At 36.5% G+C, this 12,697-nt stretch carries 15 protein-coding genes; all 15 read right to left on the bottom strand.

The window, feature by feature from the left end; genetic code table 11:
* Positions 1–543: MBL fold metallo-hydrolase (locus WKT09_RS10630; protein WP_340416006.1), on the bottom strand; the 543-nt coding region annotated here is incomplete at its 3' end.
* A gap of 377 nt (positions 544–920) precedes the next feature.
* Positions 921–1,403: a PaaI family thioesterase gene (locus WKT09_RS10625; RefSeq protein ID WP_445324024.1), complete on the bottom strand. Its 483-nt coding sequence runs from the start codon at positions 1,401–1,403 to the stop codon at positions 921–923.
* Between the two features lie 153 nt (positions 1,404–1,556).
* Positions 1,557–1,775, bottom strand: coding sequence for a hypothetical protein (locus tag WKT09_RS10620; protein WP_340416004.1), 219 nt, complete (start codon positions 1,773–1,775; stop codon positions 1,557–1,559).
* A 169-nt stretch (positions 1,776–1,944) separates the two neighbouring features.
* Positions 1,945–2,550: a hypothetical protein gene (locus WKT09_RS10615; protein WP_340416003.1), complete on the bottom strand. Its 606-nt coding sequence runs from the start codon at positions 2,548–2,550 to the stop codon at positions 1,945–1,947.
* A gap of 165 nt (positions 2,551–2,715) precedes the next feature.
* Positions 2,716–3,564 (bottom strand): ABC transporter permease subunit, encoded by an 849-nt coding sequence (locus WKT09_RS10610; protein WP_340416002.1) that lies wholly within the window; start codon positions 3,562–3,564, stop codon positions 2,716–2,718.
* Entirely contained in the window at positions 3,565–4,350 is a 786-nt protein-coding gene (gene phnE, locus WKT09_RS10605; RefSeq protein ID WP_340416001.1) for a phosphonate ABC transporter, permease protein PhnE, read from the bottom strand.
* A 12-nt stretch (positions 4,351–4,362) separates the two neighbouring features.
* A complete protein-coding gene (gene phnC, locus WKT09_RS10600) occupies positions 4,363–5,127 on the bottom strand; it encodes a phosphonate ABC transporter ATP-binding protein (RefSeq protein WP_340416000.1) in 765 nt (254 codons plus the stop codon).
* A gap of 134 nt (positions 5,128–5,261) precedes the next feature.
* Entirely contained in the window at positions 5,262–6,305 is a 1,044-nt protein-coding gene (locus WKT09_RS10595; RefSeq protein ID WP_340415999.1) for a PhnD/SsuA/transferrin family substrate-binding protein, read from the bottom strand.
* 119 nt (positions 6,306–6,424) lie between these two features.
* Entirely contained in the window at positions 6,425–7,234 is an 810-nt protein-coding gene (locus WKT09_RS10590; protein WP_340415998.1) for a PHP domain-containing protein, read from the bottom strand.
* 119 nt (positions 7,235–7,353) lie between these two features.
* Positions 7,354–8,055, bottom strand: coding sequence for a phosphonate C-P lyase system protein PhnL (locus tag WKT09_RS10585; protein ID WP_340415997.1), 702 nt, complete (start codon positions 8,053–8,055; stop codon positions 7,354–7,356).
* A gap of 19 nt (positions 8,056–8,074) precedes the next feature.
* Entirely contained in the window at positions 8,075–9,253 is a 1,179-nt protein-coding gene (gene phnM / locus WKT09_RS10580; protein ID WP_340415996.1) for a phosphonate metabolism protein PhnM, read from the bottom strand.
* A gap of 20 nt (positions 9,254–9,273) precedes the next feature.
* Positions 9,274–10,113, bottom strand: a complete 840-nt coding sequence (locus WKT09_RS10575; RefSeq protein ID WP_340415995.1) for an ATP-binding cassette domain-containing protein — start codon at positions 10,111–10,113, stop codon at positions 9,274–9,276.
* Complete coding sequence (locus WKT09_RS10570; RefSeq protein WP_340415994.1) at positions 10,106–10,990, bottom strand: alpha-D-ribose 1-methylphosphonate 5-phosphate C-P-lyase PhnJ; 885 nt, start codon at positions 10,988–10,990, stop codon at positions 10,106–10,108. Before WKT09_RS10570 ends, WKT09_RS10575 begins: the two co-directional genes overlap by 8 nt.
* Positions 10,980–12,089 (bottom strand): carbon-phosphorus lyase complex subunit PhnI, encoded by a 1,110-nt coding sequence (locus tag WKT09_RS10565; RefSeq protein WP_340415993.1) that lies wholly within the window; start codon positions 12,087–12,089, stop codon positions 10,980–10,982. The genes WKT09_RS10570 and WKT09_RS10565 overlap by 11 nt, the downstream gene beginning before the upstream one ends.
* Complete coding sequence (gene phnH, locus WKT09_RS10560) at positions 12,089–12,682, bottom strand: phosphonate C-P lyase system protein PhnH (protein WP_340415992.1); 594 nt, start codon at positions 12,680–12,682, stop codon at positions 12,089–12,091. The genes WKT09_RS10565 and phnH overlap by 1 nt, the downstream gene beginning before the upstream one ends.
* Positions 12,683–12,697: the final 15 nt, after the last annotated feature.

The raw sequence follows: 12,697 nt of genomic DNA, 5'->3' as shown, positions 1-12,697 counted from the left end.
AAATATATGGTCAGGTGCATGACCTGGCACATATACAACCTCTAAGCCAAAAATAGTATCGCCTTCTTTTAGAGGAATAATAGGACCATTAATTTTTTGATAAGCATTTTTATGAATTGATTGGACCATACGTTCAATTAATGGTTCCGCTTCTGTTAAGCAACCCATTTCCTGATACAACTCCGTAAAAAATGCAATTCGTTTTTTTAAAAATTCTGTATCACGTTTTAAACGAATGATACCATCTTCATGTGCATATAGTGGTACATCCATTTCTTTACGAATCCGATTCACTATCCCTATATGGTCTGCATGATTATGGGTCAAAATGATCGCCGTTAAATCTTGTAATGTATAATCATTTGCATGTAAAGTGTCGATCAATGCATCCCAACAAGCATCATTTCCTGCTCCTGCATCAATTAATATTAACTCCTCTTCCTGACGAACGAGGTAATAATTTAATGTTTGTAAGTTCCCTAATTGTGTCGGAACAATAATGGGATATGTTTTTGGGCTTTCTATCTTCGCTTTCACAACCATAAGCATACGCTCCTACCTTATAATCTATCCTTATTGTATCATAAGCATTTCAACAAAAAAAAGAGATGCTTGTGCCTATACACAAACATCTAAGTCATTCACTCCATATTGAATCCCCAATATTTTCCTACATGATTATGATGTAGAACTTTTCCCATTATGTTCATTGTAATGCAAATACTTTTTTGATCCCTCCCCGCTTTTTATTTAGTGATAGAAGCCATATTGTTCGGTGCACTTTTATCATAAAAGAGGAACCTTTTTTCTGCAAAGGTACAAAACGTTCTTTTTGTCCTATTAAAAGCATGAAAAATTGCATTTTCTCTTAGGAAAAATGCAATTTTTTAGATAAAATGATCCAATAAAATTCAAATTTACTAGTTCGCCAAAAATGTTTTTGGCATTAATGCTGCAACAACCTCACCAGTTACTACAACGGTATCGTTTGCATAAACTTTTGTTGTCACTTTATATTTTTTTGGATGAATTTCCTCCACTGTACCAACTGCTTTCAATACCGTATTCGCTGGGGTTGGTTTTAAATAATCTACATGTAATGATGCGGTGACAAATCTTGGTGCCTCCACCCCATCACCAGGTTCATGACCATTTTTCCGGTGAAGAAAAATCGCTGCCGAACCTGTGCCATGACAATCGACTAATGATGCGAGCAAACCTCCATAAATAAATCCCGGAATCGCTTTATGCTCATCACGTGGGTGATATATCGTCACCGTTTTATCTCCATCCCATCCTGTTCGTAAATGTAACCCTGTTTCATTTAACCTACCACAGCCGTAACACCAAGAAAAATCATCTGCATACTCATCCTGAATCGCATGTTTTATTTCATTTACCACTACTTCATCCACCTCTCTTATTATGTTCGATGTTTCTGTTTACACCAGTTTCACTTGTCATGTTGCTTTCAATAAATTAATCGATAAACTATTCTTCATTATACTATACATGGAAGCGTTTAAACTAGATGCTTTTATCTATAGATTTGACTGTTATTCCAAAAGCACCTCGCCATCTTTAAACTTCAATTTGCATTCTTGCAACTTCGGCCTGTATTCTTGCAACTTCAACCTACATTCTTGCAACTTTACCCGATATTCTTGCAACTTTACCCGATATTCTTGCAACTTCGACCGATATTCTTGCAACTTTACCCGATATTCTTGCAACTTCGGCCTGGACTCTTGCAACTTCGCACAGTATTCTTGCAACTTCTACCTGTATTCTTGCAACTTCAACCTACATTCTTGCAACTTCGACCGTTATTCTTGCAACTACACCCACGCTAAATGCTATCGGGAACCCCGGCATAGTCAGGGGTTTTCAAATGCATAAAAATACTTCGCATATCTTTTTCCATGATGCGAAGCACTTCTTTCTTTATTTATTTATGTCCATGTCATTCATTTTCCATTTTCCGTCTTCTTGAATAAATTCAAAATCAATTACGAAACTGTACTCATTTACTTCGTCCTGAGCAGCAAATCCAACAATGTAAGATGTTTCATCATTTTCATGTGTATAACGAAACTCGATATCAGATGCGGTTTCTTCTGTAAAAAAATCTTGTTCATGTGGGTATGTAACATTTTCAAATGAAAAAGTGTTATCTTTTATTTTCGTACCACTAGATAAAATGGAAGTTAAAAAATCAATATCTTCATCAAATTGTGCTTGGAATATTTTCTCCCCTAAAGCGATCAATTCTTCTTCCGTATCATCATTTGCTTCATTTGTCGCTTCGTTAGACGCATTATTTTCTGTATCGTTTTCATTTTCTACATTTTCTTCTGCTTCATTATCCTCCTCATTCGTTTCCACTTTTTCAATTTCTGTCTCTGTATCATTTTCTAATGCGTTTTGTTCCTCATTATTCACCTCATTATTTGTTTCTTCTTTTGGTTCATTGTTTGTCGGGCTATTGTCTTTCGTTTGACAAGCCACTAAAACAATCGCAATACATAATATAAATAGTGCTTTTCTCATTCCATAGTTCCTCCCATGACAAATCATATTGACTATATGATTATTATACCATCAAGTTATCGAAAAAAACTATGTAATAACAGTGAAGGGATGAAGGAATAGTTTCCCCTTGAAATGATTTCGTTCCACTACCTGTTCCGTGCCACAAAAAAAGCCTCTTCTATATTAAGAAGAAGCTTGTAAGTATTTACCTTTTAATTTAGATGAATACATCTCTAACAAGATTGCGATCACTAAAATCATATACGTAATAAAACCTACTTCACGTAAATCATAGTAAAAACCGGAAGCCATAAATAGCTCAAACCCAATACCACCTGCACCTGCTGCAGCCCCCATGGCTACTGCGACCCCGAAGTTTATTTCAAATCGAAGAAATGTCCACGATAATAAGTATGTAGATATGGAAGGAAGAATGCCGTGTTTGACGATATGCCAATAATTCGCACCTGAAGCACGCAATGATTCAATAATTCCAGCATCTATTTCTTCAATCGCTTCTGAATATGCTTTCACTAAATATGCAATAGAATGAAACATCATGCCGAGTACTGCTGCCTCACTCCCTAATCCAGCTGAAATAGCAAAAATTAACACCCATAAAACAGTTGGAACCGCACGAATAAACGCAACCATTACACGAACAATTTTTGAAACAAATGGTTTAGAAATATTTGTTGCAGCAAGCAAAGATAAGAAAAAAGCAATAAGCGCACCAATAATCGTCGATAAAACGGCCAGACCTATCGTTTGTGTCACCTGAAATAAACCTTCCACAAACGTAAAGTGGCTCAATGCAGGCATCAGAAACATCGCTTTTAGATTATGCATTGTCTCTACGATTGCCGTTTTAAATTCAAAACCTGTAAGGTCAAAAAATAAAATAGAGACAAAAGTTAATATCGTTAAAATGAACAAAGTAATCTGCATCGTTTTTTCGGATTTATCGCCAGATTTTAAACGAATTTTACCTGTTTTCGTTTTCTTCATATAATAATCAAGTGAATAGTCCATTTACATAATCACCTTTCGAATATAGTTTGACATTAATTCAATGATGATCACCGTTATTACAATCGTCCACGTAATTAATGCAACTGTTCCGTAATCCATCTGCTTATAATATAAATCAAACGTATATCCTATGCCTGTACCTGTTAAAATGCCGACTAATGTCGCACTTCTAATATTCGTTTCTATCATAAACAATACCCAACTAATCATTTGTGGTTTGCCTTGTGGGAGAACAGATTTTCCGATGAGATGAAAATACGTTGCCCCTGTCGCGCGTAATGCTTCCATACTTTTATGGTCAATTTCATCGATGGATTCAATAAATGCTCGTGTTAAAAATCCTACTGAACCAATAAAAAGCGCTAAATAACCGGTTAAAGAATTTTGCCCAAATGACAAAAGCAAAATTAATGCCCAAGCTACGATTGGAATATTCCTTGAAAATGAGGCAATCACTCGTGCAATAGTACTGAAAATATTATTAGGCGAAGTTGCACGTGACCCCATCACTCCTAAAAATAAGGCTACAACGGCTGCTGTTGTCGAAGCCGCAATCGACATAAAAACTGTTTCGAGCAACTTGTCAAGTATATTTGGTAACTTCTCTAATGCCTCACTTGATACGAGTAAATTAGAAGTCATCCACATAAATGCGGCTGGAAAACTTTGCATACCGTTGAGCATATCGAATTGTGTAATAATGACAGAACCTATCGTAATCGCGATGATAGCGATAAAGAATAATACGGATTTCCATTTATCACGTTGATATGTTTTTTTATTCACAAGAATATCTCCTTATACTGTTACTAATTCTCGCGTTTTAATTCCATAAATACGATTAATTTGTTCTTCCGTTAATTGTAAAGGCACACCATCAAAGACGATAGTTCCTTTATTTAATCCGATAATTCGATCAGCATATTGTTTTGCAACCTCTACTTGGTGTAAATTTACGATACAAGTAATATCGTATTCCTCTGTTATTCTTTTTAAATAATTCATAATTACTTCAGATGCATTTGGATCTAGAGATGCAATTGGTTCATCGCATAAAATAAGCTTTGGATTTTGAATCAATGCCCGCGCAATTCCTACGCGTTGTTGCTGCCCACCACTTAATTGATCACAGCGTTTATATGCATGTTCCACAATGCCTAATGTATCTAATAGAGAAAATGCTTGATGCTTTTCTTCTTCTGTAAATCGATTTAATAAACCTTGTAATGTAGTTTTGTATCCTAGACGTCCGTGTAGCACATTTTCAATGACCGTTAATCTTGGAACTAAGTTATAATGTTGGAAAACCATGCCGATATCACGACGCATTTTTCGTAAAGATTGTTTGCGATAATGTGTCGTATCTACTCCGTCAAAAATAATCTTGCCACCATCAATCTGAACCATTCGATTAATCGTGCGTAATAGTGTTGATTTCCCTGCTCCTGAAGGTCCGATGACAGAAATTAGTTTTCCTTTTTCAACTTGAAGATTTATATTTTCTAATACTTTTGCTTTTGCGTGATACGATTTACTCACATTCTCCATTTCTAATAAGGCCATCATTCCATCTCCTTTTTATACTTCTTTTAAAAAAATGGGATACACTTCAGGTATGAGGAGAAAAACAAAATTGACAGTATATCCCATAGAAAGATATTCATTTGATTACACTTATCTTCATGAACTATGACGCATTAATTAGATAATTCGCGAATCGGATTGAACCATTCATCATCTACTACAATGAATCTTTCATCCGCTGATTTGTAAAATAATGCCGATTCCTCTGCATCTTCTGGGACGAAAATTTTCTCGTTGTTTGCTACTTCATCCGACGTAAACAAATCTTGTATTTTTTTAAAATCTTCTTCCTCTAATACCTCGGTATTTGCTACAAATGGTGAGTTTAATACTGGTGTTGAATTCATTAAAATAAACTCTTCCCCTTGTACCGTATTAAAAGGTTCCGCTGCATTATCTTTTACTTTGTACACCGTACCAACTTCATTTGGTTCTCCTTCGACAATGTCTACATAACTTTCCACACAAGTATCACAAAACGCTGCAACATCTACTTTATTTTGTAATAAGTTTACGGCAGATCCTTGGTGTGAATTTCCAAATAAAACTTGGTCAAAAAATGGTCCACCTTCCATTAAACTTTCTGCAGTTAGATCCTTATATTCCTCTTGCTCTGAAAAGTAATCAACAATCGTTGAAGAAGGTACGACGAAACCTGATGTTGAACTGTTGGAAACGAATGACATTTTCTTTCCGGCAATGGTATCTAATGAGAACTCACCATTCTCCTTGAAATCATCTTGTTCATCGATGTTTACACCTAACCAACTATAATAAATCGCATCCTCTAATGTTCCTGAAGGACCTGATGGGACGACTATTGGTTCAACTGCTTCGTTCCCTTCTCTTGCTTCGATATATCCAACTGGGCCCATAAATGCAAGTGCTGCATTATTGTTTACAAGTGTTTCAATTGCAATCGCATAATCTGTCGTTAAATGATGTTCTACCTTTTTTCCAGTCGTATCTTCAATTAATGCTCCAATTTCATCACGAGAGGTTTTCATATCTTCTCCTGACTCATTTGGATACCAGACGATTTCAATGACATCTTCACTAGATGAATGGCCATTTTCTCCATCTACAGCATTCCCACATGCAACTAAAAAAGCAGATAACAATAATATAGTAGTTAGTAAACTTACCTTTTTTAACATATCATTACATCTCCCTATTATATTTATCTTCTATATATTTACATGTACATCATCTAGGCGCTCTCTCGATACACATCCCACCTTATAAGTTATGTGTGTCTTTTATATAAATCGTATATTTATACGAGTGCTTTTTCGATTGATGATGGACTAACCCATTTACCAAGGGTCACTTCTTTTCCATATATCCCGTGATAGTCGGATCCACCAGTCATGAATAAATGATATGTACGAGCAAGTTCCTCCACTTGTTCCATATGTGCAGAAGTATGGTCGAAATGATTTCTTTCAATGCCACGCAAACCGTGAGATACAAGTGTTGGAACGAGTTCAAAGGAGTCCAGTTGTCCTGGATGTGCAAGCACTGCGATTCCACCATCTTTCACAATGGCTTCCACTGCGTCCACTGCACAAACATACGTGATATCTCCTGCCGCAATCCCGTTTCCTTTAAAAATGGAACGATATAATGATTGATATTGCTCCGATTGAAATGGTGCATCTGTTAAGGCATGCATCATATGTTGTTTATATATAACCCCACTTTGTTTTGCGTATTTTTCCACCGTTTTCGTCTGTATGTCATACCCAGCAGCGATGATTTTTTCTAATTGTGCTAAAGAATGTGCTTGTCTTCGATGTAACACCGTGTCACATAAAGCTGCAATATGTTGTGCATCATTCTTATAACCATAGCCTAAAATATGAACTTTACGATTTCGCACAAAATCATACGCAGAAATTTCAATCCCTGAAATGATTTGTATCTCATATAACTCGCTTAACCGCCTTGCTTCCGCTACATTTGTTTGTCGGTCATGATCAACAAAACTAATGGTTGTTAAACCAGCTTGTTTTGCTCGCTTGACAACTTCTTCCATCGATTCAGAGCCATCCGAATAGTTACTATGCAAGTGTAAATCCATCATGTTATTCCGTCCTTTACATGCTATAATGTCTATCTTTCCATTTACCAATCACATGACATTGCATTATTTCGATTCATACCATCCCAAGATATGAATACTCCTCCCACTGTTTTCCTCGATTACTCTACGCTCACCTTTTCTTTCACTTCCATCGTATACACTTTGTCACATAGACCATCCATAAATTGTAAGTCATGAAAAATACCAATCAATGTCGTGTCATCTTCTTTTAACTTTTGGATCATTTCCCGCACCTTTATTTTTGAATGATCATCTAAACTTGCTGTCGGTTCATCTAATAAAAGTAAACGCGGCTTTTTTACGGTTGCAATTGCAATGTTTAGTCGTAATTTTTCTCCACCGGAAAAAGTATTCGGATAGGTATCCCATAAAGACTCATTTAAGTCAAAATGATGTAAAGCTTCTGCAGCACGTCTTTTGGCTGTCACTTTATCGACACCTATTTCTAGTAGCGCATTTTCTACTAACTGACGGGCAGTAATTCGTGGCATCACGTTTAAAAATTGTGATACATAGCCGATCTCATGTTTACGCAAATACACCATTTCTCTTTCTGTCGCTTGGCATAAATCGATTGCCCCAAAAAAGTCGGAATCATACACAATCACACCTTCATCAGGTAAATAGGATCGATAAATACTTTTTAATATGGTTGATTTTCCACTTCCACTTTTACCAACAATACCGATAAATTCACCTTTTTCTACTGTAAAATCCACTTCATTTACGGCAGCAATTTTTTTATTTAAATGGTGGATAAAAAAATGTTTCTTAAATCCCTCCACACGTAATATCATCATTTGGACACTCCTCTTTACGTTATATACGATAATTTGTCTCCGTTATAAACATCCCATCGACCATCGTTTTCGTTAACATTGGGTACCCATGATCCATTTCTTCAACAATTAATAAATCAGCTTTCTTTCCTACTTGAATGGACCCTATTTCATCCTCCATCTTTACGGCACGCGCAGGATTGATTGTCACCTTATTAATCATTTCACGTAAATCATATCCGTACTGTTTATGTAATTGAAAAACAGCATGTAATAAAGCAGATGGATAATAGTCACTACATAATATATCTGCACAATCATTTTCAATCGCTTCTACAGCTGACAAATTACCTGAGTGTGACTTTCCTAATAACACATTCGGTGCCCCAACCACTGTGTGTAATCCTAATCGTTTTGCTTCTTTCGCAACGTCTAAAGTAATTGGAAATTCACTAATCGTCGTGCCAAACGATTGTACTAAATGCAATTTTTCCATATGATCATCGTCATGTGATGCAACAGCAATATTTTTTTCCAATGCGCATGATGTTATATGTTTGATTTGTTCAGGTGTAATGATTTCCGCACGTTGTTTTTCTGCGATCATCGTTTGTATTTCATTATTTGAGACCGAGCGATACCCTTGAATCGTGTCATAGTAATATTGTAAATTTCGGTATTGTCCTTGCCCTGGTGTATGGTCCATGAATGAAATAAGATGTACTTTATTTTGTTCAATATTTTCCAGCAACAACTCTACACCTTCTGTATTATCGATTTCAAAACGCGCATGTAATCGATGACGAATTAAATGTAAATCATCACTCGTTTCATGAATTAAATTAATTAATCGTTGTACATTTTCTTTCGTTCGCATCATATTTTTGGAGATAATATCTGTTTTATAAAGCGATAAAGAATGGAACATCGTCGTAATGCCATTGTTAATTAAAATTTTCTCCGTTTCTTTTAAACTAATATTCAAATCAATTAAACTTGTCGGTCTCGGTGCAGAAATAGTTTCAATATAATCTGAATGTATGTCGATAAACCCTGGTGTAATATAAGCACCATTTGCATCTATCTGCTCTGCATTCGGCCAATTCTTTACTTCTTCATTCGGTACAATTGCGCGAATATATTTTCCATCAATGACGAGTGCATGATTTTCTAAAATTTCTTCCTCTGTAACGATTAAACCGTTATGGATGACATACATAGGAAAAACCTCCTCCAAAGTTAAATTAAGGAATATACTAATTGTTGCGTATACGCATGTTGTGGATCTTCTAAAATTTGATCTGTTAAACCTTCTTCAATCACTTTTCCATCAAGCATGACGAGTGTCCGGTCCGCCAACATGCGAATAACTGCTAAATCGTGTGAAACTACAATCATACTAACACCGAATTCCACTTGAATATCCTTCATTAAATCAAGTACATTTGCTTGGACAGAAAGATCAAGCCCTGTCGTAATTTCATCTAAAAATAAGATCGGTGGATGATTGGATAATGCTTTTGCAATTTGAACACGTTGCTGCATCCCACCTGAAAATTGCTTCGGAGCATCTTTCGCTCGAAAAGATGGGATATTTACCTTTTGTAATAGCTCATTGCCTTTTGCTTCCATCTCTTTTACATTGCGGTTCCCAGCTGCAATCATTTTTTCGGCAACATTACTAATTGCTGAATAATCCATTTTCAATCCATACATTGGATTTTGATATACCATGCCAAACTTATGATTTCGGATAAACCGTTTCTTTCTTGCGGAAGCTAATAATAAATTTTCATCCCTTCCTTCAGGATGATGTAAAATCATTTCACCAGTTGTTGCTTCTTGATCAAAATATAGACATTGCATTAACGTTGATTTCCCACTACCACTTTCACCGACGATACCTAAGATTTCTCCTTCAAACAGATCAAAAGAAATATCCCTACACGCATGAACGGTTCGACAAGATGCACAGTAATTTTTAATCAAAGCCTCTTTTTCTGAAGTTCGACATTTCGGGCAAGTTGGTCCGTATATTTTCGACAGATTTCTTACTTGCAGTAACGGTTCTTCAAACATGTTTCAACACCTTCTTTTTCTCAGCGATCGTGTCGATTTGCTCCTGCTCATTCAATAAGCTAATACAATAACTCGTATCATTACATTGGTAATATGGCTTTTTCGTTTCTTCTTCTATTAATTCATCTAAAAACGTATTTGTACTGCCACAAAGATGACAACTTTTACCGGAAAAATCTTCCACACGAAACGTATAATCATCAAATGCCAATGATTCCACTTCTGTATATGGAGGCACCGCATAAATTTTCTTTTCCCGTCCTGCACCAAGTAAAATTAATGCTTCAGATTGATTCATTTTTTCATTATCAAAACGTGGAATCGGACTTGGTGCCATCACATACCGGCCATTTACTAATACTGGGTGGTCGGCATCTGTCGTCATACTGCCATGCATCATAATTTGTTCAAATAATTTTAACCATGCACCACTATATTCTTCTTCCGCATGCAATGCCTTTGTTTTCCGTTCACTTTTTTCAATATCTCGTAATGGTTCTGGTTTAGGTACTTGTAAAACGATAATTTGCTCTTTCGTTAATGGCGTTTCTGGAATTCGGTGCCTTGATTGAATGAGCGTTGCTTCACTCGTTTCTTCTGTACAACTTACATTTGTCGTTTTTTGCACGAATTTTTTAATACTAACGGCATTCACCGATTCATCCGCACCTTGGTCAATTACTTTTAAAACATCCCCCTTACCAATGAGCGATAATGTTAATTGCAGCCCGCCTGTTCCCCATCCACGACCAATCGGAACTTCTCTTGATGCAAATGGCACTTGATATCCCGGAATGGCGACAGCCTTTAAGGTCGCTCGACGAATTTCCTTTTTTGCTCCTTCATCAAAATACGCAAAGTTTTCCTCATGCATCATTTGTAGAACGCTCCTTTTTTACATTTCTTACTGCATCTAATTTCGATTGAAATGTCACATAATGTGGTAATTTTAAATGCGAAATAAATCCTGTTGATTCCACTGCATCAATGTGAAGCAAAACAAACTCCTCATCATGTGTTGGAAATGGTCTGTCCGGATGTTCTAAACATTGATCCAATATACTCATTGCGATCGTTTTCGTCTCATTTCTCCCAAAACAAGCACCATATCCAATTTCAAACTCCAAATCTTCTTCCCCATCTTCACCCTCTATCGAAATCGGCACGAATGACTCGACTTCTGTGATTGGAATTTCTCCAATATAATGAGCATCTTCATCTGATTCGCCTTGTTTCGTTTGGATATGAATCGGCACTTGACCATATCGCAACTCTCCAACTGTTGGATGAACTGCCCCATAGCCACGCAATGAGGCATACCCTAGCGCGGTTACCGCACTCGTCATACCGCGTGTCAACATTTGTAATCGAGCACTTCGATCAATTGGAAATGTAACCGTTTCTTTTGTTATATCGTGCGGATCTTCATTATTTTTTTCATACTTTGGAAATAATCCTTCCGCTCGTAATGTTTCAACTACTTTCGGAAAATGAACGATTTCATCTATTTCTTCCGCTTTTTCAATGCTTGCTGCAAATTGTGCTATTTTTTCTCGATTCGTTTCGATCGAATCATTTGCTAACGAAAAATCGATTAATCGATGTGCATAATCAGGTGTCGCTCCAAGTACTTGCCCTCCAATAATATCTTTAAAACTAGCGGATATTCTTCGTTCGACAAACATATTTTCCGTTTCCACAATCATGCTCGTATAAAGTCTTGGCATAGTGGACCGATGTGCACGCAATAAAAATACAGCTTCTTCCATGCTACCTCCCGCTTGTTTAATCGCTAATGCAGCTAAATATCGATTGTATAAACTACTCTCTGACATTACTTGATCTACGAGAGGTTGCATCGTTGCCATAATCGTTTCGACTTCCATCATATGTTCGGAACTTAACTTCTCTACTTGTAGTTGGTGTAAAGAAGCTTCAATCGCTTCTGTTCCGCCTTTCACAGCAACATATGCCATTAATGTGTCACCTTCCTTCCTACATGACTTGTTCTTGGAAGGGAAAATATGCTTCCATCTTCTTGAACAAAAATCATATCAAAGCCAAGTGGGAATTCTTGTAAACGTGCTTCACGAACGGCTAATACGTCTTCAGATACATGTAATTTCATCTTGTTTACCTCTTTTACCCCTGGACCTGTAATGGGTAAAGACGGAATTTCTTCATTCATGGATTGTTCGATAATAAAAGTTGTTGATAAGTGTGGATCTGTCAATGTACCGATAGAACAGTTTTCCATACAACGAACGAGCTGCTCCTCTGTCGTTCCTTTTGGACAAATAATAAAGTCAGCCTCTTCTATCGTTTCATGACGAGCTAAAGTATACGTGGATATAAGGTCAATCATTTGCTGATTTTCTGTAGGTATGTGAAAAGTGACACTGCTATCTAACAATGTATATAACACGGCTTTCGTCCCTTCCAAACAGGGGACATATGCCATCATATTGTTCGTTTCAAATGGCAATATAAAATGCTCCCCAGGACGTGCCATCGATTGCAATATTTTTCGATACGCTTTTTGTGTACCATGTACATCATTTAGTTTCATTATTGCTTCCTCCAT

The sequence above is a fragment of the Pseudogracilibacillus sp. ICA-222130 genome, from assembly GCF_037892545.1.
Lineage (GTDB): Bacteria > Bacillota > Bacilli > Bacillales > Amphibacillaceae > Pseudogracilibacillus.
The sequence above is the reverse complement of the archived record's forward strand: the minus strand, read 5'-3'. Positions and strand labels throughout refer to the sequence as shown.

Coding starts and splice junctions, on each gene's coding strand:
- phnH (WP_340415992.1), bottom strand. CDS start 12,682: ATGAAACTAAATGATGTACATGGTACACAAAAAGCGTATCGAAAAATA.
- WKT09_RS10595 (WP_340415999.1), bottom strand. CDS start 6,305: ATGTTAAAAAAGGTAAGTTTACTAACTACTATATTATTGTTATCTGCT.
- WKT09_RS10575 (WP_340415995.1), bottom strand. CDS start 10,113: ATGTTTGAAGAACCGTTACTGCAAGTAAGAAATCTGTCGAAAATATAC.
- phnC (WP_340416000.1), bottom strand. CDS start 5,127: ATGGCCTTATTAGAAATGGAGAATGTGAGTAAATCGTATCACGCAAAA.
- WKT09_RS10610 (WP_340416002.1), bottom strand. CDS start 3,564: ATGGACTATTCACTTGATTATTATATGAAGAAAACGAAAACAGGTAAA.
- WKT09_RS10585 (WP_340415997.1), bottom strand. CDS start 8,055: ATGATGATATTACGTGTGGAGGGATTTAAGAAACATTTTTTTATCCAC.
- WKT09_RS10590 (WP_340415998.1), bottom strand. CDS start 7,234: ATGATGGATTTACACTTGCATAGTAACTATTCGGATGGCTCTGAATCG.
- WKT09_RS10615 (WP_340416003.1), bottom strand. CDS start 2,550: ATGAGAAAAGCACTATTTATATTATGTATTGCGATTGTTTTAGTGGCT.
- WKT09_RS10565 (WP_340415993.1), bottom strand. CDS start 12,089: ATGGCATATGTTGCTGTGAAAGGCGGAACAGAAGCGATTGAAGCTTCT.
- phnM (WP_340415996.1), bottom strand. CDS start 9,253: ATGTATGTCATCCATAACGGTTTAATCGTTACAGAGGAAGAAATTTTA.
- WKT09_RS10570 (WP_340415994.1), bottom strand. CDS start 10,990: ATGATGCATGAGGAAAACTTTGCGTATTTTGATGAAGGAGCAAAAAAG.